General features: G+C 47.3%; 21 protein-coding genes. 7 read left to right on the top strand and 14 right to left on the bottom strand.

Features of this window, described 5'->3' with window-relative positions; translation table 11 throughout:
* Positions 1-272: 272 nt before the first annotated feature.
* Entirely contained in the window at positions 273-1,979 is a 1,707-nt protein-coding gene (narQ, locus tag HR45_RS02020; protein ID WP_037439171.1) for a nitrate/nitrite two-component system sensor histidine kinase NarQ, read from the top strand.
* Positions 1,972-2,601 carry a response regulator gene (locus tag HR45_RS02015; protein ID WP_037439169.1) on the top strand — a complete coding sequence of 210 codons (630 nt, stop codon included), beginning with the start codon at positions 1,972-1,974 and terminating at the stop codon, positions 2,599-2,601. Before narQ ends, HR45_RS02015 begins: the two co-directional genes overlap by 8 nt.
* A gap of 86 nt (positions 2,602-2,687) precedes the next feature.
* On the opposite strand, the gene HR45_RS02010 is transcribed toward HR45_RS02015, so the two are convergent.
* Complete coding sequence (locus tag HR45_RS02010) at positions 2,688-3,059, bottom strand: YacL family protein (RefSeq protein ID WP_037439167.1); 372 nt, start codon at positions 3,057-3,059, stop codon at positions 2,688-2,690.
* A 136-nt stretch (positions 3,060-3,195) separates the two neighbouring features.
* On the opposite strand from HR45_RS02010, the gene HR45_RS02005 reads away from it, so the two are divergent.
* On the top strand, positions 3,196-4,161 hold the full coding sequence (locus tag HR45_RS02005; RefSeq protein ID WP_037439165.1) for a zinc transporter ZntB: 966 nt from the start codon (positions 3,196-3,198) through the stop codon (positions 4,159-4,161).
* Between the two features lie 127 nt (positions 4,162-4,288).
* Positions 4,289-5,140: an AraC family transcriptional regulator gene (locus HR45_RS02000; RefSeq protein ID WP_037439163.1), complete on the top strand. Its 852-nt coding sequence runs from the start codon at positions 4,289-4,291 to the stop codon at positions 5,138-5,140.
* A gap of 71 nt (positions 5,141-5,211) precedes the next feature.
* On the opposite strand, the gene HR45_RS01995 is transcribed toward HR45_RS02000, so the two are convergent.
* The 4 genes from HR45_RS01995 to HR45_RS01980 form a co-directional block, all read right to left on the bottom strand.
* Positions 5,212-7,170: an ankyrin repeat domain-containing protein gene (locus HR45_RS01995; RefSeq protein ID WP_037439161.1), complete on the bottom strand. Its 1,959-nt coding sequence runs from the start codon at positions 7,168-7,170 to the stop codon at positions 5,212-5,214.
* A gap of 175 nt (positions 7,171-7,345) precedes the next feature.
* A complete protein-coding gene (locus HR45_RS01990) occupies positions 7,346-7,585 on the bottom strand; it encodes a DUF3624 domain-containing protein (RefSeq protein ID WP_037439159.1) in 240 nt (79 codons plus the stop codon).
* 45 nt (positions 7,586-7,630) lie between these two features.
* Positions 7,631-7,864 (bottom strand): hypothetical protein, encoded by a 234-nt coding sequence (locus HR45_RS01985; RefSeq protein WP_037439157.1) that lies wholly within the window; start codon positions 7,862-7,864, stop codon positions 7,631-7,633.
* Between the two features lie 94 nt (positions 7,865-7,958).
* Positions 7,959-9,959: a methyl-accepting chemotaxis protein gene (locus tag HR45_RS01980; RefSeq protein ID WP_037439155.1), complete on the bottom strand. Its 2,001-nt coding sequence runs from the start codon at positions 9,957-9,959 to the stop codon at positions 7,959-7,961.
* A 304-nt stretch (positions 9,960-10,263) separates the two neighbouring features.
* Here HR45_RS01980 and HR45_RS01975 point away from each other — a divergent pair, with 304 nt between their 5' ends.
* Positions 10,264-11,559, top strand: a complete 1,296-nt coding sequence (locus HR45_RS01975; protein ID WP_037439153.1) for an L-cysteine desulfidase family protein — start codon at positions 10,264-10,266, stop codon at positions 11,557-11,559.
* A 6-nt stretch (positions 11,560-11,565) separates the two neighbouring features.
* Here the strand turns inward: HR45_RS01975 and HR45_RS01970 are convergent, their stop codons facing one another.
* Entirely contained in the window at positions 11,566-12,024 is a 459-nt protein-coding gene (locus HR45_RS01970) for an Lrp/AsnC family transcriptional regulator (protein WP_037439152.1), read from the bottom strand.
* A 365-nt stretch (positions 12,025-12,389) separates the two neighbouring features.
* Here HR45_RS01970 and HR45_RS01965 point away from each other — a divergent pair, with 365 nt between their 5' ends.
* On the top strand, positions 12,390-14,372 hold the full coding sequence (locus HR45_RS01965) for a TonB-dependent receptor domain-containing protein (RefSeq protein WP_037439431.1): 1,983 nt from the start codon (positions 12,390-12,392) through the stop codon (positions 14,370-14,372).
* A gap of 210 nt (positions 14,373-14,582) precedes the next feature.
* Here the strand turns inward: HR45_RS01965 and HR45_RS01960 are convergent, their stop codons facing one another.
* The 8 genes from HR45_RS01960 to HR45_RS19345 all read right to left on the bottom strand — a co-directional run bounded on the left by HR45_RS01960 (position 14,583) and on the right by HR45_RS19345 (position 24,534).
* Positions 14,583-14,924, bottom strand: a complete 342-nt coding sequence (locus HR45_RS01960) for a hypothetical protein (RefSeq protein WP_037439150.1) — start codon at positions 14,922-14,924, stop codon at positions 14,583-14,585.
* A 90-nt stretch (positions 14,925-15,014) separates the two neighbouring features.
* A complete protein-coding gene (locus tag HR45_RS01955) occupies positions 15,015-18,206 on the bottom strand; it encodes an HD domain-containing phosphohydrolase (protein ID WP_052074420.1) in 3,192 nt (1,063 codons plus the stop codon).
* Between the two features lie 239 nt (positions 18,207-18,445).
* The gene (locus tag HR45_RS01950; protein ID WP_052074419.1) at positions 18,446-19,279 is read right to left on the bottom strand and encodes an NAD(+)--dinitrogen-reductase ADP-D-ribosyltransferase; all 834 of its coding nucleotides are present in this window, start codon (positions 19,277-19,279) and stop codon (positions 18,446-18,448) included.
* Between the two features lie 2 nt (positions 19,280-19,281).
* On the bottom strand, positions 19,282-20,214 hold the full coding sequence (locus tag HR45_RS01945) for an ADP-ribosylglycohydrolase family protein (RefSeq protein ID WP_052074418.1): 933 nt from the start codon (positions 20,212-20,214) through the stop codon (positions 19,282-19,284).
* Positions 20,215-20,367: 153 nt separating this feature from the next.
* Positions 20,368-21,417, bottom strand: a complete 1,050-nt coding sequence (locus HR45_RS01940) for an NAD(P)-dependent alcohol dehydrogenase (RefSeq protein ID WP_037439147.1) — start codon at positions 21,415-21,417, stop codon at positions 20,368-20,370.
* A 463-nt stretch (positions 21,418-21,880) separates the two neighbouring features.
* Positions 21,881-23,161, bottom strand: coding sequence for a 2-hydroxycarboxylate transporter family protein (locus HR45_RS01935; RefSeq protein ID WP_037439142.1), 1,281 nt, complete (start codon positions 23,159-23,161; stop codon positions 21,881-21,883).
* A gap of 282 nt (positions 23,162-23,443) precedes the next feature.
* Complete coding sequence (locus HR45_RS01930; RefSeq protein WP_052074417.1) at positions 23,444-24,376, bottom strand: hypothetical protein; 933 nt, start codon at positions 24,374-24,376, stop codon at positions 23,444-23,446.
* On the bottom strand, positions 24,376-24,534 hold the full coding sequence (locus tag HR45_RS19345) for a hypothetical protein (RefSeq protein WP_156103987.1): 159 nt from the start codon (positions 24,532-24,534) through the stop codon (positions 24,376-24,378). The genes HR45_RS01930 and HR45_RS19345 overlap by 1 nt, the downstream gene beginning before the upstream one ends.
* Positions 24,535-24,655: 121 nt before the next feature.
* Here HR45_RS19345 and HR45_RS01925 point away from each other — a divergent pair, with 121 nt between their 5' ends.
* Positions 24,656-24,883, top strand: a complete 228-nt coding sequence (locus HR45_RS01925) for a CCE_0567 family metalloprotein (protein ID WP_037439140.1) — start codon at positions 24,656-24,658, stop codon at positions 24,881-24,883.
* The last annotated feature ends 323 nt before the right edge of the window (positions 24,884-25,206 follow it).

Below are 25,206 nucleotides of genomic sequence, written 5' to 3'. Positions count from 1 at the left end.
CATTAGCACGACTTTCACGACGAAAAGTAGTCCTTTACATAGGGCCGATATATACCTCTTAGGGAATATCCGCCGCCAAACTTGCGTAAGATCAAATTACGCGCGCGATGTACCTCACAGTTTTAAATTTATGTTAAGTAACTTTAACTTACACTAATGAAACTAATATTAATCAGCACTCTGTGTAGGGATTTTATTTCCCTTCTTGAAGCAAATATTTATATTATCTTCAGCTAGATACCGCTAACCGAGACTCTTCAAAGGCGCTTACCATGAAAAAAGGAAGTCTGACAGCCACCATTCTCGGCATGATGATGCTGTTAATTTTGTTATCCAGCGGTTTGGCGACTTTTTCTATCGTGAACCTGTCTTATAGCCTGGGCGATGCCCGCGCAATTAATGCCTCTGGTTCATTGAGGATGCAAAGCTACCGCCTGCTGTTCTATGCCAATAGCGGCAGTGATGCTACTGACGAAAAAATCAAAGAATTCGAGAACACGCTATATTCAGACGCGCTGAAACACTCGATGGATTGGTCATCACCAGCAGCACTAAAACAGCAGTACCAGTTAGTGATCAAAAATTGGCAAACAATGAAATCCTATGCTAAAGCAGAAAATTCACGCAGCTATGCCGCAGCTGTAAAAGGGTTTGTCGATACCATTGATAAGCTGGTGTCGGAGATGGAGCAACACGCGGCATTTAAACTCAGAATTTTAGTCATTTCTCAAGCCGTAGGTTTGAGCCTGATGCTATTCATCGCCTTCTTTACCGTACGCTTTATGCGCCGCAAAGTGGCTCAACCATTAGGACAGATGATGGAGTCGGCCCACATTATTGCGCAGGGTCGTTTTGATGTGTCGATCCCCAATTCCGAATATGAAGAGTTGAGCGCCCTTTCCGGGGCATTACGTTCAACCGTCACACAACTTGCTAGCCTATATGGCAAGCTCGAGTCACAGGTCAAAGAGAAAACGCAGGCGCTAACACAGGCAAACAAGGAGCTGAGCTTTCTCTATGACAACCTGATAATGCTCAACTCAGGTCAACTCAACTTTGATTTACTGCGTAAGGCACTGATGCAGTTAAAAGATTATGAACATCTACACTATTTGCGCTTAGTAATCCAACAAGATGGCGAAGAGATGGATATGGTATCCGCCACTGATGATTGGCCCGAAGGCGCAAGCAGTACCTGCTATCCGGTAACCTTTGAACAGCAGCGCTTGGGCTATTTGGAAATCATTTCAGACGCCACACTCAATAGTAATCTGTTCCAAAATTTTGCATTGATGTTAGCCCGTTCCATCATCATTCATAACGCGTCTGAAGAACGGCAGCAACTTGCGTTATTAGAGGAGCGTGCGGTTATCGCCAGAGAACTGCATGACTCACTTGGCCAGTTACTCTCCTTCCTCAAAATTCAGATCAATCTGCTTGGAAAAGCGCTTGATGAACAGTGCCGCACCGACAAGGTTGAGCGTCAGCTAAGCGAAATCAACAGTGGTGTTAACACCGCCTATGCTCAACTTCGAGAGTTGCTCTCTACCTTTAGACTAACCGTCAAAGAGCCCAGCTTAGGCCATGCCTTAGAGGCCATGTTAGAGCTGTTACGACCACAAACTGACGCTGAGATCTCGCTCGATTATCGTCTGCCATCTCATCTGTTGGCGGCTCACCAACATATTCATATTCTTCAACTTACTCGTGAAGCCACACTTAATGCGATCAAGCACGCAAAGGCGCAACATATCAAAGTGTCATGTGAAAAAAATGCTGATAACATGGCCGTGATACGCATTTGCGATGATGGTATTGGCTTAGACCATATTAAAGAACGCGAACAACACTTCGGTATCAGCATTATGCATGAGCGCGCGAGTCGCTTAGCTGGTGAAGTCAGTTTTTCAGGGAATGAGTCCGGCGGCGCAACCGTAACGCTGGTGTTTCCTCCGCAACAGGAGCAAGACAATGGCTGAGGTTTATTCTGTATTGGTGGTCGATGATCATCCGCTACTCAGACGGGGGATCTGTCAGCTATTGGAATCTGACGATAGCTTCAGTTTGTTTGGTGAAGCAGGTAGTGGTATCGATGCGCTATCTGCTCTCGCAGAAGATGAACCCGATATCGTACTGCTGGACCTCAATATGAAAGGAATGTCCGGTCTCGATACCCTGAACGCGCTGCGCCAAGAGGATGTTACCTGTAAAATCATCATTCTTACCGTATCTGACGCCAAGCAAGATGTAGTACGTCTTTTAAAAGCCGGCGCCGACGGCTATCTGCTCAAGGATACAGAGCCTGATTTACTGCTCAGTCAGCTTAAACAAGCAATGTCTGGTAGCACTGTGGTGAGCGCTGAGATCGCGGAATATGTCGATGAACTAGCAACCACCACTGACGAGAATGAGTGGATTGACGCATTAACCCCAAGAGAGTTGCAGATTTTGCAGCATCTTGCTGAAGGCCTGAGTAATAGAATGATTTCAGACGTGCTACATATCAGTGAAGGCACGGTGAAAGTACACGTGAAAAACTTATTGCGTAAAGCGGAAGCCAAGTCGCGCACCGAAATGGCGGTAAGATATTTAAATCGTTGAGTGGTAACCGAGTTATCGCTTAACGTTGCGCGATGACATCTATTCGCAGCCAAAGAGCCCCGCTGTTTGGCTGTTCTTATCCCCAATTAACGTTCAGCAATAAAGCGCTGCCAGCTATCTAACACTTGCTCAAAGTCTTCAAGACCACAGTAAGCTTCAGATTCAGCATCATACAACGCCATGTTGTCTTCAATCTCCGCGTCGTTATCAAAGTCCATCACATGGGCGTAAATACGTACCTGCTCGGTGTCCATCTGTAAGGTCAAATCACCACCAACCAACTGCCAATCATTTAGCTTACGTTGCTGCAACTGATCAATCACACCTTTGACTTGCTGACACAGCGCATTATCGTTACCCAACTCTTCGGAAAACCATTGCCCCATTATCTGGTGTTCCATGCTGAAACTCGCCCATGGGGCCCCACTCAACATATCCCGTCTAAATTCATATTCCATGGAGTTTCTCGCGTCTTATACTGTTATTTCTATTTTAATCCAGCTCGGACAAGAATGCCTTAGCGAAACAATCTTCTCTTCTCAATAATGGCAGATTGGGTTAGCGTGAGGGCTCTGCAACTTAGGAGATAACAAGATGCCAGACGGATTAGTTAGCGCACTGCAACTTAATGGCGCAGGCGCCCCACTACAACTGTCCAAAGCCGAAGCATTAAGCCCAGCGCCACAAGGATTGGTGTGGCTACACTTCAACTACAAGCATCCTGCTACTGAACAATGGCTAGAACAGGAAAGTGGCTTAACGATGCTGGAAACAGAAGCTCTGCTGGCGCAAGATACACGCCCTCGGGTGCTGCGCTCTGGTGATGGTTTGCTGCTGGCACTACGTGGTATTAATCTCAATCCTGGTGCGGATCCTGAAGACATGGTGTCAATTCGCATCTATGTCTCCAATCACCGCATCATTACGACTAGCAGTCGCGATCTTCTCTCAGTAAAAAGCTTGGTAGAAGACATTATTAACGGTGCTGGACCCGTCAATAGTGGCGGTTTCTTGCTGGGGATTACCGAACGTCTGACGGAACGGAACGTCACTTTTATTGATCAGCTTGAAGAACGCCTCGATGAGCTAGAAGAACGGCTGCTGGATGGTGACCGCCGCGACTTACGCACCGACATTGCCGAACTCAGACGCCAAACCGTGGTAGTAAGACGCTACTTAGCGCCACAGCGCGAAGCATTTAGTAAGCTGCTGACCGACTCAGCAGGGTTGTTTGATGAACATCAACGGCTCAATTTCAACGAGATCAACGACACCTTAGTACGCGGAATTGAAGATCTCGACTCAGTGCGCGAACGTGCAACGGTCGCCCAAGAAGAGTTGCAAAACCATCAATCAGAAGCCGTCAATCAGCGTCTCTATTTCTTGTCATTGATTAGCGCTATCTTCCTGCCGTTAGGCTTTTTAACTGGTTTACTCGGGGTCAATATTGCGGGGATTCCTGGCGCCGAGACACCTTGGGCATTTGCCGCATTTTGCGGTGGACTAATGCTGATTGTGGGCGTGCAACTGTGGTTCTTCTATCGTCATCGCTGGCTGTGACGTTAAGTAATCGCCCATAAAAGCAGACAAATGTCATCTTTAGGGGCGATAAGCAAGATGGCAATTTCAGTCAGGCTTTCAATCTCAAACGCTGCCAAACTGCTGGCAGCTATTGAGGAGTCAGCAAATGTCAGTTCAATTTCAACGTATTGCCCGAGTTTGTGAGTTTATTCAACGTCACTTAGACGATGAATTAACGCCAGTACAACTGAGCAATATTGCCGCCTGTTCGCGGTTTCATTTTCACCGTCTGTTTGTCGCCTATATTGGCGTCAGCATGACGCGCTATATTCAGCTCGCAAAGCTCAAGCGCGCCTCGTATCAGCTCGCATTTGAGCCGTTGAAAATTATTGATATTGCACTGAATGCTGGCTTTAGCAGTCCTGAAGCCTTTGCCCGCACGTTTAAGAAAACCCTTGGACAAACGCCTTCGGAGTTCCGCAGTAACGCTGACTGGCCTCAATGGCATCAAGTATTTCAATTACCCAATGTCACGACAGGAGCTCATTCGATGCAAGTCAAAATCGTTGAAAAACCAACACAACAAATTGCCTATCTCACCCATCTTGGCGATCCACAACGAGTATTGGAAACCGCCGGAAAATTTATTGAATGGCGTAAGGCTACTGGCTTATCCCCAATTGCCAGTAGCGATACCTTTGGTATTCCGTTTGCGGATCCCAATACCGTGCCAGCAGAGGAGTTTCGCGTGGATATCGCGGGCACCATTAACACTCCAGTACCAGCCAACACGTTTGGGGTACAAAATGGTGAAATTCCCGGCGGCCGTTTTGCGGTGCTACGCCACTTAGGCAGTCACGATAATTTAAGTGATAGTGTCTACGCGCTTTACCGTGACTGGTTGCCTGAAAGTGGTGAGGAGTTACGCGACTTTCCTTGTTTCTTTCACTGGCTCAACTTTATTCACGAAGTAGACGAGTGCGACTTACAAACCGATATCTACTTACCCATCAAATAAACTAGGTTGCTCGGATAATAAACTCAGCCCCATAAGCGGCGATGGCTTTGGGGCTTATTCGTTAGCAAAAACTAGTTAGGTTTGACGCTTGGTAACGCCATATCATCTGTCACGCTTAATTGCGGATAGTGATGACTTAACTGCTGATAAAGCAACGGATACAGCAACTTAAGTAACGCCATGCGTCTGAGATGAAATTCATCAATTGTGGGCTGATAGCGCATCAAAATGTCGACCATTTCCAGCAGATGTTCTGCAGAAAATTGGTATCGCTCAGGAAATAGCACCGCATGGAGTGGGTCTTCACCATTGTCCTCGTCGAGATCAAACGGATAACCCTGCTGCTGTAGATAGTTCAACAGTGCGACATTGTGTTGCAGCGCTGCATAGTAAACTAAGGTTTTACCATGATCGTCTTTATTCGCTAAATCTGCCCCACCTTCCTCTAAGCGCTGCACCTTAAGCGGAGACAGATTATGTTGGGTAAGGATGTAATACGGCACATCTACGGTATACAAAGCACTATTTGCCAACTTGCGGTAATAGCGCCCGTCATAGCCTAACATCTGAAAAAATAGATTATTTTTCTGAACATCACTGAGCTGGTGTTGCTCGGCCAATTTAATAGCAGCATCGATATCATCATCTCGATTTAGCGGGGCAAAAATTGCATCACTTTCAGGTACAAAGCGCTGCGGAAAACTATTAATCGTTTGCTGGCGATACCAATCAACTAATAACGGATCGATCTTGGCCGCTTGCTGCATTAATAAATCGGGTGCATCAGGGTATTGCTGCTGTAGTTGCTTAAGTTGCTCTGGTGCACTCGCTACCTGCCAGCGTTGCCGCACCTCGGCCAACGTATCGTGGCAGTGCTGGAAAAACACCGGCGAATCATCAATACCGAATTGCTGATTAAGATACTCAGCTCGTTGCCGGGAAAGTTCGGTAATAAGCGGCGATTGACGATGCTTAACATCAAGAGCAATAGCATCTCGCTGAGGAATTTCCATTAAATCAAGGCCATAATCCTGCATTAGCTGACGCACTTGTGGTGGCTCAAAACGAAAGTAATTTCGCGGAATGTAGCCCTCAATATTCTTGTCATCCTGCGCCGAAAAGCGCGCGCCTAAGTCATAGGGCAGTAGCATATTAACAATGTCGACTGCCACCGTAACCTGAGTTTTGTCATCGAATATATGGTCACTTAAATTGATCAATGCCCACTCTTGTGATGAACCTAAATAACGATCATTACTCGGTTGAACGCCCGCATCGAGCAACTGTTTAACAATGCCAGCACGGTTGCCATAGATGGCATAATCCAACAACGACGTAGTGGCAATTTTGTCATAGCCAACAGTGGCGGCGGGATTTTCCAGATGAGTCAGCAACCGCTGAATATCCGCTTCCTTCGTTTCTATATCAATAAGGAAGTAAGCGACATCGTCAATGGAAACCTGTTGAGGCATAGGTCGTTTTGCTTTTTCTGCGTCATCGAGCGCCATAAATTCCGCTAAATCGGGCACTGGTATCTTACGTTGAAGTTTAAATCCCAGCGCTTTTGCACCTTGCAAAACATCGTCAGGCGCATTGTCTTCAAACGTTTTTTGAATGCTGAGATTATCTTGAGTAAGTTGGCTATGTTTGCGTAACTGCTTGATTCGAAATTCTTCTGCAAAATTTGAATTGCCTAGGTAATCAATCGCTTGGGTAATCTCATCCAGTGAATAGCCTTGCGCTAAATAGCGATCCCACTGTTCATAATTTTCCCACAGCCAGGTATTTTCGGCTTTATCTTTGTCTTTTGTCAGGCGTCGACAATCAGCAAAATTATGCGGGTCCGGTGGCGACGCTGTTGGGATTGAACGGCCTGCCGCCGTAGCAGCACCATTTTTTACAGCAAACTGTTGCGGCGCGACAGGCGTTATCTGCTGAGAACTTGGCTGATGGGATGTGGATAGCAGCAATAGCAAAACAATGACAACAACCACCATCGCGGCGAGTAATAACGTCCATTTACGAGACAAAACACGATTCCTTGTATGACGACGAAAGCAAAAGAGCCAGCGCCTGACTCTGTCGCAATGAGGTCACAAGGTCAAGATCTTCGCGAAAGTTTACTTTGGTGAAAATAATGAATAATCAATATCTTGATGAGTAAATCAGGATAAACTCTGGCGCATAACATGTTAAGCAATAAGGCTACTGACGTCCTGTTAGCTTACGCCAGCACAGGACAATCAGATGCAACAGCAACAAGCCCGAAAAAGCACAACAAAAGAAAAATAAGGCAATGGAGTTAACCGATTTAGGCGTATCGGCAAACAGATAAAACCACGTCGGCCATCCTATCAGTGACAAAACGGTCAGTTGCCACATACAGGTTTTGCAGCGGCCAATTTTCTGTTTAAACACGTCGCTAAAGCAGGCATCACACGCCATCAATAGATCCAGCAATCAATCATCTAATTCCACTAAGCTTAGAGCTTATTGCGCTACAACTCTAGGGCATAGGCTCGCAACTTGGTTCGCGAGTTGTTGTTGTTTTTTCTCGCCCCCAAATACTGACATTTTTAAACTATCCAGCTCCATGCGTTGGGCTTCACTAAGTTGCACTGCTGCAGCCTCCATAATCACGAGGCGAGTGTTGATAGAGTTACATAAAATGGATTTGGCGCGCGACTCATCGCCTTTATCTAACGATTCTAGTACCGACACCATCTCCACCAGTCATTGAGGCACCGCCCCCTGAAAGAGCAAGATACATTCCTGTGTAAATACCAACAAGAGAGCGTTCAAACGTCCCCCTATTGCGCTAACTCTTAAAACTGTCCACCTGCCGATTAAGGGCCTGATAAAGATCGGAAATCTGTACCGATTGCTGCTGCACTTGTTCGGCCATCTCATTCACACCGTCTGTTTGTTCCTTTAGCGCCACCAGATTTTGATTGATATGGTTGGCAACTGTGGATTGCTCCTGAGTCGCCTGCGCGGTTTGTGCGGCCATCTCCTGCACCTTATCAAACGACTCACTAAGACAGTCAAAGATGCGCATCACCTCTTCAAAATTGGCCACGGTGGTATTAGCGTTATTTCTGCTGTTTCGAATCGCTTGTGCTGCTTCGGTCACACTTGTTTTCAGCCGTTCAATCATGGTTTCAATTTCATCTGTACTGCTTTGAGTCCGCGTTGCTAATACCCGAACTTCATCGGCGACCACTGCAAAACCTCGGCCCTGTTCGCCGGCCCGCGCCGCCTCAATTGCCGCATTTAATGCTAATAGATTGGTTTGTTCCGCTATTTTACGAATAACTTCCAGCACGGAAGCAATAGCGGCTGAACTCTGTTCCAGCACGTTAGCGCGCTCCAACGCCACTTCAATATCTTGTACCAGACTATCAATGGCGCGATTTGAGGTGGTCACGGCTTTGACCCCGTTTTGCGTTAACAGACTCGAATTATTGGTTTCATCAGCAGTACTTTTCGCCAGCTCCGCCATATGTTGATTGGACATATTCATTTCGCTGCCCGCACTGACAATCGCTTCCGATGCCTGCACTAACCCAGAAATGATCTGCCCCGCCTGCACCGATACTTTATTGAGCTCAAAGGTGGTTCCCCCAAGCGCAGAGGAGTTTTGTTGTATGTTGCCGACAATGCAACGTAAATGTTCCACAAAACCGTCAAACTCGCGCGCCAAATCACCCAACTCGTCTTTGCCTTTACTACCAATTCGTTGGGTTAAGTCACCATCACCAGCCGCGATTTCTTTAATCCGCTGAGTGATATGTTCTACCTCACGAGTCAATTTTAGCGGTACTAAATAGCCAACAATAAGTGCCAAAATAAACGCTACACAGATAATCACCATCGCTACGTTTTGATAGTAGGCCACATTCTTGTGTACCTCATCTTTCATCACCCGCGCATGCTCTCTGGCGGCTTCGCCCGCCTTATCCAACACGCCGCGAATCGCCGCGAACTTGGTCTCCATGGTATGTAAATCCGCCGGTAAACTCTGCTGTGTTCTTGCTTGAGGAGAAGCAAGCAGCGCCTGACATTTTTGATACCACTGGTTATATAAGGTGTCGAAGCCGTCATAGGGCGCCACCAGCGCCGGTTCACGAATAAGATAACTGCGATAGTTATGAAAACGCTGCAGTACCTGTTTAGCATTCTCATCGAAAAACGTCTGATTTTGCTCAAAATCACCCACGTGATGCACTAACTTTTGCAGAGCTAAGCGCGCCTGATAGATATCGCGATCGGCATTTAATACCTCGGCCATCGCTTCAACATATTGCGATATGTCCGCTGTTTTATCTTTTTCGACATCCTGGGTATGGGTACGTAGGGATTCACCCGCTTTATCGAGCATATTGCGGATTTGCTGGAATTCGTCATCCCCTGCCTGTAATTCCTGCGTCAATTTCACCGACACATGAGCGCTATCCATCACCTTGGCACTCGCTTGCAGCCACTCATGATAAAGCGTGTTGAAATTGGCAAAAGGTGCTGTAACCTCTGGCTCGTCCGCGAGGTAGTCGAGATACTTATGAAAACGCTGGTAAACCTGATCAGCATTATCATCAAAGTCTTGCTGATTGGCGTCACGAGCGCCCTCGCCGTTAATCAGCCGCTCTTGCGCAATACGCGCTTGGTAAATATCTCTATCGGCATTTAATACAACCGCAATCGCTTCAAAGTAATTTTCAGCCTGCCGTTTCATCGCATTGGACTGCACTAAACTCATGATCACCATAAAGCTGAACAACGCGATTAATATCAGTGCCAGAAAGGCAATTGGAAGGATCATCTTGATTCTGATTGAGTGAATACGCATCTAAGCCCCAACATTCCGTGTTTTCCCTGCTGTAAAAGGAGTTTAGGTAACAGCTTCGCATCTCGCCAAATATCAGACCGTTTTTTAACCACAACATGGTTTATGACCGGCATCAGTAAACAATCATGCAAAGTGTAGAAATTAATCATCATAAATATCTATTTCTGTAGAAAATATTCACTTATAAACCACGTATCATTAGAAAATATGGCAATTTAATTCTCCTTCTTCCGCGCTATCTTAAATACCAATAATTTGGATGATGGCGACAACAATCATGCACACCGCTTTATGGAACACCTTTATCGCAACTGTAAAAGCTGAAGTAATCCCGGCTCTGGGTTGTACTGAACCCGTCTCGGTTGGGCTTGCGGCGGCAACAGCGCGGCAAAAACTGGGAAGCGTGCCCCACAGTGTACAAGTGCAGGTGTCACCCAATCTGATGAAAAACGGTATGGGCGTAAAAGTGCCGGGAACAGGGATGAATGGTCTGGCGATTGCGGCCGCTGCCGGCGCTTTTGGTGGCGATGCGGATGCTGGCTTAGAAGTTTTTCACAGTTTGAATGAGCGCCAACTATTGCAGGCCAAGGCATTAATAGAACAAGGAAAAGTTAAAGTCTCCGTCGCTGATACCCAGCGCGTGTTACTCGCCCAAGTGACCTTATTTGCCGAAGGGCATTCAGTGCGCGTCACAATTGCCGATGACCATACCAAGATAGTGTCGATTGAAGAAAACGGCATCACCACCTTTCTCGCAGAAGCTGCAACCAATGTCACACCGATTGCCGCTAGCAGTAAATTACCGGCCAGTGTCAGCGTAGAAGATATCTATCAATTCGCCACGCAAGTGCCATTAGCGGACATTGCTTTTATCGAACAGAGTAAAATCTTAAACGAAGCCTTATCAAAAGAGGGATTGAGTGCAGATTATGGCTTACAAGTTGGTGCAACCCTGAAGCGTCACGTAGATCGTGGTCTGCTAACCGGCGGGCTGTTAACCGATGTGATTAGTCGTTCGGCTGCCGCATCCGACGCTCGCATGGGCGGCGCCATGTTGCCCGCTATGAGTAACTCCGGTTCAGGCAATCAAGGCATCGCCGCAACTATGCCAGTCGTTGTAGCGGCAGAATATCTTAAGGCTTCACATGAGCAACTTATTCGCGCCTTAATGCTGTCGCATCTCTTGGCAATCTATATTAAGCACCACCAGCATAAGCTATCTGCATTGTGTGCAGTGACCACCGCAGCGATGGGCTCTGCGGCGGGCATCACCTATTTGCTAGGAGGCAGCTATCAGCAAATCAGCTTTGCGGTCAGCAGCATGATTGGTGATGTAGCAGGTGTCATCTGCGACGGTGCGAAAAATGCCTGCGCAATGAAAGTGTCGTCGGCAGCTGGCGCCGCAATGAAGTCCAGCTTGATGGCGATTGATAATATTTGCGTAACGGGAGAGGAAGGGATTGTCGCCGATGATGTCGATGGCTCCATCCGTAATCTGTCGGCGCTGGCCAATGGCGCCATGACCCATATCGACCAGCAAATCCTCGATATTATGGTAAAAAAGGCGCAGTAACGACGCTCAGACCGGTAACGCTGTGGAGTACTTTAACGGCTCCATGGCGAACGTCGAGGTGACCTTAGAAATCCCATCAACATTGTTAACCAGCTTCTTATAAAAATCATCAAAGCTTTTCATATCAGCTACTTGTACCTTCATCATATAGTCGTACTCGCCAGCCATACGATAGAATTCCATCACCTCAGCAAAATCACTCACTTTCGTCACAAAGCGTTGATACCACTCATGGGAGTGGTTATTGGTGACCACCAACACAAAAGCAGTAAGCTCCAAACCCAGCTTTTCTGGGTCTAACAGCGCCACCCGTTTACTGATAATTCCCTCATCTTCCATGCGCTTTAAGCGTTTCCAGCATGGCGTCGTAGTGAGGTTTACCTGTTCGGCCAACTCATTGAGCGAAATCGTGGCATCCTGCTGCAACAACCTGAGTAGGGTTTTATCGATTTTATCTAGCTTCATACGCAACAAACACTGAATAAGGCGATTGCAATTAAAATAACCTCTAAATCTACTTAGTTGAAGAAAATATTTCTATTTTATCCTCGATATGAGTCACCAACCTTTGCTAATGAATCTAGCGTCTGACCGTTAGTCTAGCCCCCATTTAGCCACAAGACTCACCACTCACTTTCGGTTATTCAGTCACGTAACAATTCATACAAATGTTAAATACTTTGATCTAACGCAAATAATAATACTTATCATTTGCCAGTGCATTTTTGCCACTATAGAATCGCCCTCACTTGATTAACAAATGCTTACATTTACCGGTTTTGTTACTGGACTATTTTTTCGGCACATTGCCATTTTCTGGGGATAACACTTTGAAAAAGCGCTACTTAGCATGTCTTATTGCTTCAACTCTGACTCACACTGCATGGGCCGATGATGATGTAGAACGGCTACAAGTGTGGGGCACCAAAGTCACCAGCTCTTCTGTTTATGTCGATGATGAAGCCATTGCTTCCAAGCAAGCAGATCATTTGAGTGATTTGTTAAGAGAAATACCAGGGGTTGATGTGGGCGGAACGCACTCGCTAAACCAACGTATTAACGTGCGCGGTTTGGATGATACCGATCTGGAAATTATGATCGACGGTGCCTCACAAAATAACAGTATGTTTCACCATATGGGCAACCTGAATATCAACCCGGATATTTTAGAGTCGGTAGATATTCAAGTAGGTTCCAACTCAGTAGTGCACTCAGGTTTGGGTGGCGCTTTGGAATTTCGCACGAAATCGGCACGCGACCTGCTTGACGGACAAAACCAATTTGGTGGCCGAATCTTAGTCGGCTACAACAGCAACAACAGTGAATATCTGTCATTCACTGGTTATGGACAACTCACTGACAGCTTAGATCTTCTGGCTTATGGCACCACGCAAAACCGCAATAACTTCAAAGATGGTGATGGCATCAAAGTGTTGGGCAGCGATGGCACCATTAGCAACGCGATGGCCAAATTGGGCTGGGATATCAACGACCACCAACGTCTGGCAGTAAAATACGATACTTATCGTAACCACGGTGATTATACCGCCCGTCCTGATATGGGAGTACGTACCAACACTGCCATTGGTGGCGGCGATGTGCCCTTGTATGACACTCACTATGACCGCGACACTGTGAGCGCTCACTATGAGCTAGATTACGGTGCGGCACTGAATCTGCGTGCAGATCTGTACCGCAACACCTCAGATCTATGGCGTAACTACGAAGGTGATGAAACCTCAGGCACCTCAGAAAACACCGGCTTAACCTTGATTGCCAACAGCGCGCTGAAAACAGCGTCCATCAGTCATCAATTCACCTACGGTGTGAAATGGCTTAAGTCGGAAAACGACAGCGAATCTGGTAGCGGTGATGACATGACTCGCGGCCATGAACAAGCCGATGATTTAGGTCTTTTCGTTGAAAATACCATCGACTTTGGCAACGGCCTAACACTGACACCGGGAGTGCGTTTCAACCACTACAGTAAATCCTCTGCAGCAATGCCTGAAGAGCAAAGCTGGAGTAACTGGCAAACTGCACTGGCAGCGCAATATGCCATCAATGACGACTGGACCATTCACGCCAGTACCACTGAACTGTTCAAAGGACCACAACCGGGAGAAATCTTCAGTAACGAGCAAGCGGGCAAAGTCCGTAACCCGGATTTAGATCCAGAAACCGGCCGCAACAACGAAGCGGGAATTCGCTATAACGCCGCCGATATTCTCGGCGCGGATGAGGTCAAACTGGCATTTACCGCCTTTGAAACCCAAATTGATGATTATATAGAAGCGGTTGATTATCCATTAGACGACTGCACTGGTCGCAACTGTATGGAGTGGGATCAAAACATCGGCAAGGTGAAGATACATGGCTATGAAGCCAGTGCCTTTTATGCGTTGGATGAATTCTCAACCTTAGTCACCTACGCCAGCTCAGATTCAAAAGTGCATAACACTGGCGTTACTGGTGGCGAACCACTGGAGCGTGAAGTTGGTGACAGCGCCAGCGTGACCCTGAAGTACTTTGTCACCTCACAGGATCTCGAACTGCGTTGGCATTGGCAGAAAACCTTCGCCGAAGACACTAAAGCAGGTTATCAACTGCATAATGTTTCGGCGGTGTGGGAACCAGCGGCATTTAATTACAAGTTGAACGTGACCCTTGGTATCGAGAATCTGTTCGACAAACTGTATGTATCGCATGCATCTCGTACTGGCATAGCTAACCACCCAGTATTTGGCATTCTGCAGTTAGATGACTATGAGCCAGGTCGTAACATTAAGTTGTCAGTCGCGTATAAGTTCTAACACTTGCGTGAATCAGTGAGGGGAGCAAAGCTAAAGCTCCTCTCACAATCGCGTTACTCATCAACTACCTAACTCCGCCAAGCGTTCAGACAGAAAGAGGCAGATAAACCTAACTGCGGTTTTGTGCGGATTTAAATGCTTCAATCAGTATTGCCAGTGAATGAACGAACTCATTCCCCAAGCGTGCATGAGCGCCCTCCGGAGTTGTCTCTAACAAAACTGCGCCGCTTGGACCTTCAACCAGAATGCCTGCTGACACAGATTCGAGAACTGCTTTTGTCGCGGGCGAATCTGCCCCTCATCAGGATCGGACAACACCTCATAACTTAGCCAACAATCGGCGCAAACCACGTCAGGATTTGGTGAAACTGCTTGCTCAGTTTCCTGAATTTTTTGCACCACAGCCCCATTAGCAAAACGTACCGTCTGAGTGGTGCGCACCATCGCGCTCCACTCATCTTCACTGTGTTCGTGACTGACCTGACTTTCGCTTATCAGTGCACCACTGTCGTGCGCATTTATTGCCTGAATGTAATGAAACAGCGCATCCATTCATTAACTCCTAGCTTTGGCTTATCGCCCTAGCTTATGCCGAAAACCCACAATAATTAACCCGCAGTTATTGCGGGTTTTCGCTGCTAGCTAATTGGCTTGGTCCGGCTTTTGCCATTCGGCATCCATGTAAGCCTCAATGTCGACCACATCAATCTGCGCATCATCCAGATAACGCCGGGCATATTCCAAGTAAATACCAGAACTTAAAAATAACTTGAACACATCGGCATCCACATGCCCCTGCTGAACCATCTGGTACAGGATCTTAATCGACACGCTGACCGGTTTGGCCTTTTTGTATGGGCGGTCACTGGCGGTGAGGGCTTCAAAAATATCCGCCAGCACCATAATACGCTCAGGGATAGACAAAGATTCTGCGGTTAACCTCCGCGGATAGCCACGGCCATCCAAGGTCTCGTGATGCGTTGACGCATATCTGGGCACTTTGGCCATATCTGCCGGGAATGGCAAGGTATCAAGCATTTGAATGGTACTGACAATATGCTCATTAATCTTAAAGCGATCTTCGGCGGTGAGCGTGCCCCGTTCAATCATCAGATTGTGTAATTCACCGTGGTTGTACAACAACGCCGGTACATCCATTTTGATGCCCAGATGCTCAGGATAATCCACACTATGATAACGCGGCACCTTATGGATCGGCTTATCGGCGAGTAACGGTTCTTTCACCGGTAACTGTTCTTCTGCCGATAATTCGTCATAGCAGCGTTCCTCTAATGGCCCTAATCCTAGACGATCACTCAAATACCGTGTCCATTGCTGTTGACTAATCTGCCGCAAACGCGCTTTATCTTCATCACTCAGCAGTTCACCGCCGACATTAGTTTTGGCGACAAAGGCAAAATCCTCCATGATCTGCGCCCGTTTTACTTCTCGCTGATGCGCGAACTCAGCCTGCTTTTGCGGATGTTTTGCCACTTGTTGCAGATAGTCAATTTCCGCATCACGCAACAGCACCTCAAAGCGCATTCGCACTTCATGGATACGGTTATAAATCATCTCTAGCTTGGAGCCTTTATCGACAATATGCTCCGGCGTAGTGATTTTGCCACAGTCATGCAGCCAGGCACCGACTTTAAATTCTCGCCACTCGGATTCTGATTCAAAATGAAAATCAGCAAATGGCGCCTCGTTCGTCGCATTGGCACGTCGCACCAACATCAACGCTAACTCCGGCACCCGTAAGCAGTGACCTGCGGTGTAGGGAGACTTATAGTCAATCGCCTGTGCAATCAACTGAATAAAGGCATCTAACAGCTCTTGCTGGCTCTGCTCATGTTGTTCAATAGAATGAGACATCTCCAGCATTGACTGACCCAAGCTATGAATTTCAGTGATGCTACTGCGCGGAATATCCAGCTTATCATATTGACGTTGTTTGATTTTTTCGTTTTCCTGCGCCAAGCGTTTAATCGGCGAGACGATAGGCGCCGAAAATAACCAAGAGGCGGGACTCAGGATCAACAGCACTGCAATGGTAATCCCAAGCGATAACGCAATACGATGGATCGCTGCCGACAACAGCTCGTTCCGCGGTAGTAACACCGCCAGAAAATGGGTGTAGGTATCGCTATGGTCAACTGGGGTAACGTAAACAAAGAAATCCTCTCCTTGCTCCGTTAGTTGCTGCAGACTATCTAATTTTGCCGGCGCAGCGGCGAGATCTATTAGCCCTGCATAAGGAACCGTGGTTGAGCTTGATTGCTGCCACTGACCCGACAACCAGCGCTCAGTTAACAAGCTTTTGTAACGCTCATTCACCGCGTCAATCGCCTGATTGATAATGGGCAACAACTCCTCATCACCTTTCTGCAGTACAAGATGCAACTCGCTAGGGACACCAATTTGGCTTAAGTCGAGTTGAGGATGATATTTCAAACCGCTGATAAAGTAGTTTGCCGCCTCATATTTCAACACCGCTTCGGAATCAATGCCGCCATAAACTTCGCCGTTCACTACCGCTTTAAGCACGCCCTGTGTGGAGTCCACCTCTTTGATATTGATTTGCGGATAGGCACGCTGCAGATAATGAATAATGGTCCAGCCTCGCGGAATGGCGATGGTTTTGCCATACAGAGAGGCAATGTTATACAGCTCAGGTTGCTGTTCATTAGTGACTAACACATAAGGCAGATCGAGATACGGCTTGGAAAAAACACCCAGCTCAATATTGGTATCGCTCTTATTAATCGATTGCAGCATATCGATGTCATGCTGATTAAATAAGCTCAGCAACGATTGCCAGCCCACACCATTAACATAGTTAAACTGAATCCCGGTCGCGTCAGATAACAGCTTAAGAAAATCAATACTGTAACCTTTCGGGTCGCCATAAATAGTGAAGTCGATAGGCGACCAGTTGCGCTCGTTGGAGACTTTTAGCCAAGGGTAGCGCGACAACACTTCTCGCTGACTCACCGTCCAATCTAACGGTGCCATCTTCGGCATTGGCGCACTGCGACTATTACCATTGACTGCCGCGATCAGATTGCCAGAGGGTTGAAAGATAAAGGCTTTGGTGTCCTTATCCTGCATTTTGTCGGAGAAATATTGCAGCACTGACGACAAGGCAATATCCACCGCAAACACCGTTTTGCCGTTGTCCGACTTTAATGAATATGTTTGCCCTGGCGCTTGTAAGTGTTGAAAGAGATAGGGTTCGGTCTTACTCACCGCGCCTTGTTTGGCTTGTTGATACCACAAGCGTTTATTGGCCATGTAGCTGGACACTTCATTACGGCGATGGCGTACGTTAAATTCGTCGTCCATAAAAGCTAACTGGCGCAAACGTTGACCATTAACGTCGGATACCGTCAGCAATATCCAGCGGTCCTGCATGTCGGCGTTATACATGATGCGGATTTGCGGTGAACTGTCGAGATTGATCACTTCGTACATATCACCATCATCAAAGCCCATGTAGATGGCGTAAAACATCGGGTTAGCCCGCATAAACTCGGCAAATAACGGTAAGCGATTAGGGGCTACCTCAGCGAGTGCAGTCGCTTGTTCCTGTTTAGCCAGAATTTTTACGGTACTTGAAGCATCACGATCCAGCTGCTTTAACGAGCGACCGACTTCAGCGCCAAAATGACGAAAGCTCTGCTCAACATTGTCCTTGGCCAGTGAAAATGAGAAATGATATTGCAATGAAAGCGCCACAACAGCCGTCAGTAATGTGGCAAAAATAAACACGGAGACAACGGTGACTTGGATAGAGAAGTTAAGTCTTCCCATCACTTTTCGCAGATTCAGCATTATCGCCTCCATGCCAAGAATCCAACTTCAAAGATGTAAGTTAAGTGTAATCTCATAACTGCCTTGTATGAGATCTTTACCTTAACAGATGTTTTATACTTAGAAACCAGCCAAAATGCCGAATATTGTGTAAATAAACTACGGTATAAAAAATTAGAGTACAAGCTCCAATTCATGCAATAACCCACTGTCACTCAATCAAGATTAGCTGAGCGCTAGATAAAGGTGGAATTTAAAAATTAGACTTTTACCTGTTCGACGCGATAGAGCCCTCCGAGCACCATAAACTCTTGTTCACCTTGCAGACTGCCGGGCAACAGCGAATCAAAACTGACAATTTTGCTAAGCGGTACTTTTACCGCGACGACTTGCGCGCCAAAATGCAACGCATCTTCGGCTGTGAGCGTAAATGAGCTGAGATTATTCAACAGCGTCGCAGAATGGCCATCAAATTGATAACTCGCTAGCTCGGCGCTACCTCGATACAGGGTGATATGTTCACACTCAGGAAAGCGTAAACTGAGTTCTAGCTGACAAAATTGATAGAGTAAATCGAGTTGCTCAAACAGTTCGTTGGTGTTGTAAGTCGCCACCGCACACTGGTGGCGAAAGCGCAAATAAGCCTCACTTTCCGGCCCCAGCACTTCCTCCTGATGAAAGCGGGTTAATAAGCCAAAGCGTGATTCGACCCAACTGCGCCACGCCGCGCCTTGTTCATTATCTGAATCAAACAACCACCCTAAGAGTAAGCGCCGATAATTCACTTTAGGACGGCTAGGTGCGTCTAACTCCTGCGCGGCTTGCAGCAGCTCTTTAGAAAGGCAAAACCGCAACTGCATAAAATCGTTAAAACTGGCAACACGATCAGTACTGTTTTCAAATTGTCTCAACGTCGTAAATAGCTTCTGATACCAAGTGCCGACACTGTCCAACTGCAGCGGAATAGGACGTTGCTGATAAGCCAAACTCGCCAATAACCAAGACGGCACATTGCAATGATTCAGCGCTATCGTCACCTGCTGCAATAATGCCATTTCTGTATCGCTACAATGATAGGCTTGCGCTAGCGTCACTATCACACTCCCAGACTATGCTGACGCGAAGCATGGAACAGTGCATCGGCAAGTTTCAGTATCTCATCATGTTGATGAAGCGCTTGACGCCAGTCTGGCCGAATATGCTGGTAGCCATAAAAGGCACCGGCGAGTTGGCCAGCAATCGCTGCCGTAGTATCGGCATCATCACCTAAATTGGCTGCCAGTAGCACACATTCTGGGTAACTTTCACTATGAGTAAAACACCATAATGCCGCCTCAAGACTATCGATCACATAACCACTGCCTTTAATCTCATCCCGACTTTTCGAGACAAACTCACCCGCTTTAATGGCATTAATTTCGGCAGTACGCGGGGTATAGGACAATTGCTGATAAATCTGCTTATCTGCACCGTTTATCAGGTGCATCAACAGCTTGGCAAAGTACCGACTGGCGTCGTGACACAGCTCTGAAGCATGAGTGGTCAAGGAACTTTCACCGCCATAAAACTCAGCTTTCTGCGAATCCTCTTGATAGAAAATCGCCACCGGTGCCATGCGCATCAGGCAGCCGTTCCCCGAACTCCAACGATTTTTAGCGCCTGAAAATGGCTCACCGGTTTTCTGAAACCGACGCAGCGCAGTGGCAACGGTACTGCCAACATCAAAGCAGATACCGATACTGCTCATGTAACCGTTATCCATCCACTCGCAGTAACGCATCATTTGATCATGCGCATCAAAGCCATCAGACTCCACCAGACTGTGACCAAGACACAAGGCCATCGAAGTATCATCGGTCCAATAGCCTTTTTTCAGTGAAAACGGACCACCACCGACCATGTCATCAATCGGGGTAAAACTGCCACGCGGCTGGAACTCAAGGGTGGTGCCTACCGCATCCCCTATCGCTAAACCAATTAAACAACCACGCGCTTTATCCTGCAGTTGCTCAGACGATAATGGCGTCATAACCGCTCCTTAGTTGTCTCAGTTATCATTAACATAAGCGATTGTCGGCAAATAAACATGACGTCGAGCAGTTTTGTTGTATTTTCGTGCGACAGACATAAAAAACGGCAGCCGAAGCTGCCGTTTATTTTATCTAGCGGGTGACTGAAGACATTACTCAGCAGCCAAAGAAGACATGTCGATAACGAAGCGGTGCGCCATGTCACCTTGTGCCAAACGTTCAAAGGCGCTGTTGATTTCGTCCATTTTGATCATTTCGCAATCAGGGTAAACATTGTGCTCGGCACAGAAATCCAAGACTTCCTGCGTTTCTTTGATACCACCGATCAAAGAACCTGCAACGCGGCGACGCCCCATCACGAATGGAATGCTCATTAGCTCATCCAATGGGCCTACTTGACCAACGATAACGATAGTACCGTCAATGTCCAACAATGACGCATACATGCTCACATCGTGTTTCACAGGTACAGTGTCGATAATCACGTCAAACGAGCTGGCAGCAGCGGCCATTGCATCCGCATCACCTGAGGCCAAAATACCTTTGGCGCCCATTTCAATCGCTTCTTTCTCTTTGTTTTTAGAACGGCTGATAGCGGTCACTTCAGCGCCCATAGCCACCGCCAGTTTAACCGCCATGTGACCCAAACCGCCCAGACCGATAACCCCCACACGAGTGCCTTTGGTTACATTCCAGGTACGCAGTGGAGAGAAAGTCGTGATACCCGCACACAAGATAGGCGCAGCTTTACTGATATCCATATTGTCCGGAATGCTCAGCACAAACTCTTCACGAACGACGATATGTTTAGAATAACCACCTTGCGTGATCTCACCCGTTTGACGATCTGGCGCACCATAGGTTGGCGTCATCCCGTTACGGCAGAACTGCTCTTCGTGGTGATGACATTGGTCGCACTCCAGGCAGCTGTCTACCATGCAACCCACGGCAACACGGTCACCGACTTTGTAGTTTTTAACGTCTGGGCCAACAGATTGCACCACGCCGACGATTTCGTGGCCCGGCACCAATGGATAAGGCTGCGGGCCCCAATCGCCATTGACTGTATGCAAGTCTGAGTGACAAACGCCACAATATAGAATTTCAATCGCAACATCATTTGATCGCAAATCGCGGCGCTCAAAGTGATAAGGAACTAATTCTGCATCCGCAGAGTGCGCTGCATATCCTACTGTTTTCATAAAATCGATTCCCTATTTCTCTTGAGTTAAAAATACAGATAATAAATACCATTACATTATGGAAAATTTCTCACCATAAGTACCTGCCTGATCCTCTTTCATTATTGCCCAATTTTTCGAGGCAAGTCGTTCAGGCGGTAAATAGCAACGGCATTTCTGGCGTGCGCCTAGTTTAACTCAATTTTTTATAAACAAATTTCATAATGGTTATGAGGCACATAAACATAGAGAAATAAGCAGCTGCAAGCCGATACTGTGGTTACCCCAAATCCCCTGCTAGACGAATAGCAGAATTTTAGGTGAGCCAAGGAAAACCGTTGAGAAGGATTTGGCTTGCTTAAAATTCCAATCTAACCAAGCGAGTACAGTGGATTAAGAGGAGGTTTTCTCTGGTGGCACGCTCACAAGTTCAGTTTGCGCAGCGTTCGATAGCCGTCATTGCAGACGGCTATCGATATAGCGATTAGCTGAATAAACTGAGGATTAGCGTGGCAAGGATCAACATCATGGCACCGCCAAGACGTGAGGAGATCTGCGCAAATGGCATCAACTCCATGCGTTTACACGACGCCAATACCGCCACATCGCCAGTACCGCCCATGTTCGCCATGCAAAGACCACCGGTAATTGCCGCTTCAATCGGATAGAAGCCCATCATACGGCCAATCAAGGCACTGCCCACCACGGCGCCCAACACGGTGGAAAATACCATTAGCAGATTCGACAGTGTCAACGAGGCAACAATCTGACCAAGGTCTGTGTACACCACCCCAATGCCCACCAACAGTGCCGGGGTGAGATTATCCAGCACAAACTTACACCAGCCGTGAGCAGCTTGTTCCAGTTCGCGCGGCAGCACACCTGAGACTTTTACCAAGGCAACAAAGATGATCATCAGCGCATAAGGATGCATCTCAATCACAGTGCCGAGCAGCGTACCGACAAAGTACATAGTAATTGCCAGTAATGCGCCTAAGCCAAGTTGCTGCACACTGTGTGATTGCGGCTCTTCCTCGACAACCTCTTTAACATCACCACTGATCATCAGCCGGCCATTACCAGTTAGCGAAGGCACATATTGCCCCAGCTTGTGCAACAGGCCTGCGGTGACAATGGCAATTGCGTTACCAATCGCTAGCGCGGGTACCATTTTCGACATCAGAACATCGGCGCTCATCTCGGTACGTCCGGCCATGATCTCCACCAATGGCACCGCGCCCGCGCCCATACCGCCGCCCATAATCGGCAAAGCGATCAGCATAATGGAATCAAAGAAGCCTTCTCCGAGTAGTTCGCCCACCAGCCCTGCAAATAGAAATGCAAAGGCCACACTACCGAGGATCACCGGGATATATTTAAAGGCGGCTTTTTTGAGGACGTCGGAGTCCATACCAAGTACAGAGCCAGTCACCAAACTGGCAATGAAAAAGGCAAGAAAACCACCACCTTTCATAAAGGTAGTCACAGTGGCAACCGTTTCTGTCGGTACTATGCCGCTATGAAAGAGATAGGATGATCCAAAAATCACCACAATCGCTCCGCCACCAAAAAATTGATTGATGATGGGCGTTTTATTGCCGATGAGATTCAGGATGTAACCCACTACCGCCATAATCCCCAGAGCCCCAATGAGTCCAGACGGTAACTTATTTTGAAGAGTGGCCAGCGTTATAATTACCGCTGAGAGTAAGAACACGAAGTTAATCGTGCGCTTGTCTTTGGCAGAAATTGAAGTGCTATTCATTTATTATTGCTCGCTCTTGCAGAGTTTTTAGTATTTCCCTTAATGGGATTTGTATGCCCCCGTTACCGGGTCGTTAATTAAACGTCTGCGAAGACTAGCATCTTTAAACTGGCGGGCGACTCAGCGGTATATCATTAAAAACTAAAAGATAGATATGTAACTAAAGTTAGTGATTGGTATATCTAACCGCCATTTCGGCGGCATTCTTGGGCAATTAACTGTGGAATGGCGGACGCAATTAATGATTTGTATGAAGAATAACGCGACCGCCATGATATTTATCTAGTCGTCAGTGCCATTTTGACTCGGAAAAAGTGGCCGCCAGACGCCACCGAAGTGTTCATCTTCGGTACCAATACTCATCACACTGCCCGGCACATTAACATTTGGTGCCGCTAGCGCCTCCACTTTAAAGCCATCGATTGGCCACGCTGCAGCCGCATGTTTCAACGCTTCTAGCGGTGTTTTAGAAGAATTTTGCGCTAACCTGGCAGCGGCATACACCACTGAGCGGAACGGGCCATTATCACCAGCATCTTGCGTCGCAACCGCCCAAATGATGCCATCGTTATCGAGATAAAGATCAGAGATAGAGCGATACTTCGCTGTGCGCCAAGATTTCGGGGCTTTTACTTTTACCGCTTGCTCCGCATAGTGTTGCCAATCGATGCTCGTCGGCTGCAGTACCCCAATCCGCAGCACGCCATGGCGATAAGCTTTGCTGCCGCCACGCTCGCCGAGGATCACTAAGGTGTTAGCGCCCATCTTGGCACAGAGCATCCCTTCAAAGTTATCGCCGTGTTTACCTTTGCCGCTGGGGATTAACTTAGGCACATGATAGACCTGCAGCACATTCGCCTGTGTTCCGTTTAACTCCACGCGAAAGATGCGGCCAAATTTGCCATCCCAGTAACCGGACTCAGCCAGCAAATACTGATTTTGGCTGCCAGGCAACTGACACACAGATTCCAGATCACTACTTGGTCCATCCGGGTCACGCCAGTTATCAATCTGCAACGGTGTGTAATGCTGTTGTCCATCAGCACTGAGCTGAAAAATGCCGACACGGTCGCCCGTCTCAAACACCTTCTTGTCTTGCACCACCAAATAACTGTCGCCCGTCATGCGCGCCATGCCGCTGAATCCCAGTTCTAACGCCGAAGCGCTCGATGTGGCTGCCAGCAGCAAGCACAATGCGTAACCCAATTTCTTCATCAACCACTTTCATCCATCAGCGAAAATATTCGGCGCAGCATCGCATGCTGAATATCAAGTTGTCGACTATAAATGCCAAGCCGCTGATGTGGTGACGAGCAACGCCATTCACCTCGCTTGAACAGCGTACGTACATTGTCGAAACCTCGCCAAATCATGTGCACTTTGCCACAAAAGGTCGCGTTCGATGTTTATTAGTGAACTGATTTAAAACAAGTTAATACTTGGTATAAGGTTTGAAACAGCCAACTGAACAACACCTACCTTCAGGAGTGACAGATGGAACAACTGCAACAGCTGCAAAAAGAGGTACGCCGCGCCAAACGAATCGCAGCAGAACGCGCTGGTGAGCTGCATGACTTGGTCGAAGACCGCTTACCATTGGCTTATGAAGACATCCCTGCGTTGGCACAAGCCTGTTATGACGCATGCCAACATTGGGCCACACTCAACCAGCAACTTCTCGCCGCCGAGACCCACGCAGCGGCAGTCAACGCGAATGAATAAAGCAGCATAGCCTGGGCGATAAACGCTGGCGCCTATGCCAGAAAAAGTTAAAAATTTATACTTAACAAATAGTTAAGATAAAAATAAAAACAATCGGCGGTAGAAGCTTACTGCCATTCACGACAATATTCGTACGCCGCCGGTTTTATTTTTGCCCAATAACAAGATATCGATGGACTTATGCCCATAACCCACCTATGATGCGCGCAGCTGAAAGATTCCACTTATTTAAAACCTACAATTCGGTGTATTAGTCATAATTCTTCGTCCTGCAGTTTATAAGTTTGAGTTCCAAAGCTACATCGCCTTACCAAAAAGGCTAA

Origin of the sequence: Shewanella mangrovi (assembly GCF_000753795.1) — a bacterium.
In the GTDB taxonomy this organism is placed as follows: domain Bacteria; phylum Pseudomonadota; class Gammaproteobacteria; order Enterobacterales; family Shewanellaceae; genus Shewanella; species Shewanella mangrovi.
The sequence above is the reverse complement of the archived record's forward strand: the minus strand, read 5'-3'. Positions and strand labels throughout refer to the sequence as shown.

Excerpts from the sequence above, each read along its gene's own strand:
- HR45_RS01975 (WP_037439153.1), top strand. The coding sequence starts at position 10,264 with ATGCACACCGCTTTATGGAACACCTTTATCGCAACTGTAAAAGCTGAA.
- HR45_RS01955 (WP_052074420.1), bottom strand. The coding sequence starts at position 18,206 with ATGCTGAATCTGCGAAAAGTGATGGGAAGACTTAACTTCTCTATCCAA.
- HR45_RS01940 (WP_037439147.1), bottom strand. The coding sequence starts at position 21,417 with ATGAAAACAGTAGGATATGCAGCGCACTCTGCGGATGCAGAATTAGTT.
- HR45_RS01945 (WP_052074418.1), bottom strand. The coding sequence starts at position 20,214 with ATGACGCCATTATCGTCTGAGCAACTGCAGGATAAAGCGCGTGGTTGT.
- HR45_RS01990 (WP_037439159.1), bottom strand. The coding sequence starts at position 7,585 with ATGGCGTGTGATGCCTGCTTTAGCGACGTGTTTAAACAGAAAATTGGC.
- HR45_RS02015 (WP_037439169.1), top strand. The coding sequence starts at position 1,972 with ATGGCTGAGGTTTATTCTGTATTGGTGGTCGATGATCATCCGCTACTC.
- HR45_RS02000 (WP_037439163.1), top strand. The coding sequence starts at position 4,289 with ATGTCAGTTCAATTTCAACGTATTGCCCGAGTTTGTGAGTTTATTCAA.
- HR45_RS02010 (WP_037439167.1), bottom strand. The coding sequence starts at position 3,059 with ATGGAATATGAATTTAGACGGGATATGTTGAGTGGGGCCCCATGGGCG.
- HR45_RS01935 (WP_037439142.1), bottom strand. The coding sequence starts at position 23,161 with ATGAATAGCACTTCAATTTCTGCCAAAGACAAGCGCACGATTAACTTC.
- HR45_RS01985 (WP_037439157.1), bottom strand. The coding sequence starts at position 7,864 with ATGGTGTCGGTACTAGAATCGTTAGATAAAGGCGATGAGTCGCGCGCC.
- narQ (WP_037439171.1), top strand. The coding sequence starts at position 273 with ATGAAAAAAGGAAGTCTGACAGCCACCATTCTCGGCATGATGATGCTG.
- HR45_RS01960 (WP_037439150.1), bottom strand. The coding sequence starts at position 14,924 with ATGGATGCGCTGTTTCATTACATTCAGGCAATAAATGCGCACGACAGT.
- HR45_RS02005 (WP_037439165.1), top strand. The coding sequence starts at position 3,196 with ATGCCAGACGGATTAGTTAGCGCACTGCAACTTAATGGCGCAGGCGCC.
- HR45_RS01980 (WP_037439155.1), bottom strand. The coding sequence starts at position 9,959 with ATGATCCTTCCAATTGCCTTTCTGGCACTGATATTAATCGCGTTGTTC.
- HR45_RS01925 (WP_037439140.1), top strand. The coding sequence starts at position 24,656 with ATGGAACAACTGCAACAGCTGCAAAAAGAGGTACGCCGCGCCAAACGA.
- HR45_RS19345 (WP_156103987.1), bottom strand. The coding sequence starts at position 24,534 with ATGATTTGGCGAGGTTTCGACAATGTACGTACGCTGTTCAAGCGAGGT.
- HR45_RS01970 (WP_037439152.1), bottom strand. The coding sequence starts at position 12,024 with ATGAAGCTAGATAAAATCGATAAAACCCTACTCAGGTTGTTGCAGCAG.
- HR45_RS01930 (WP_052074417.1), bottom strand. The coding sequence starts at position 24,376 with ATGAAGAAATTGGGTTACGCATTGTGCTTGCTGCTGGCAGCCACATCG.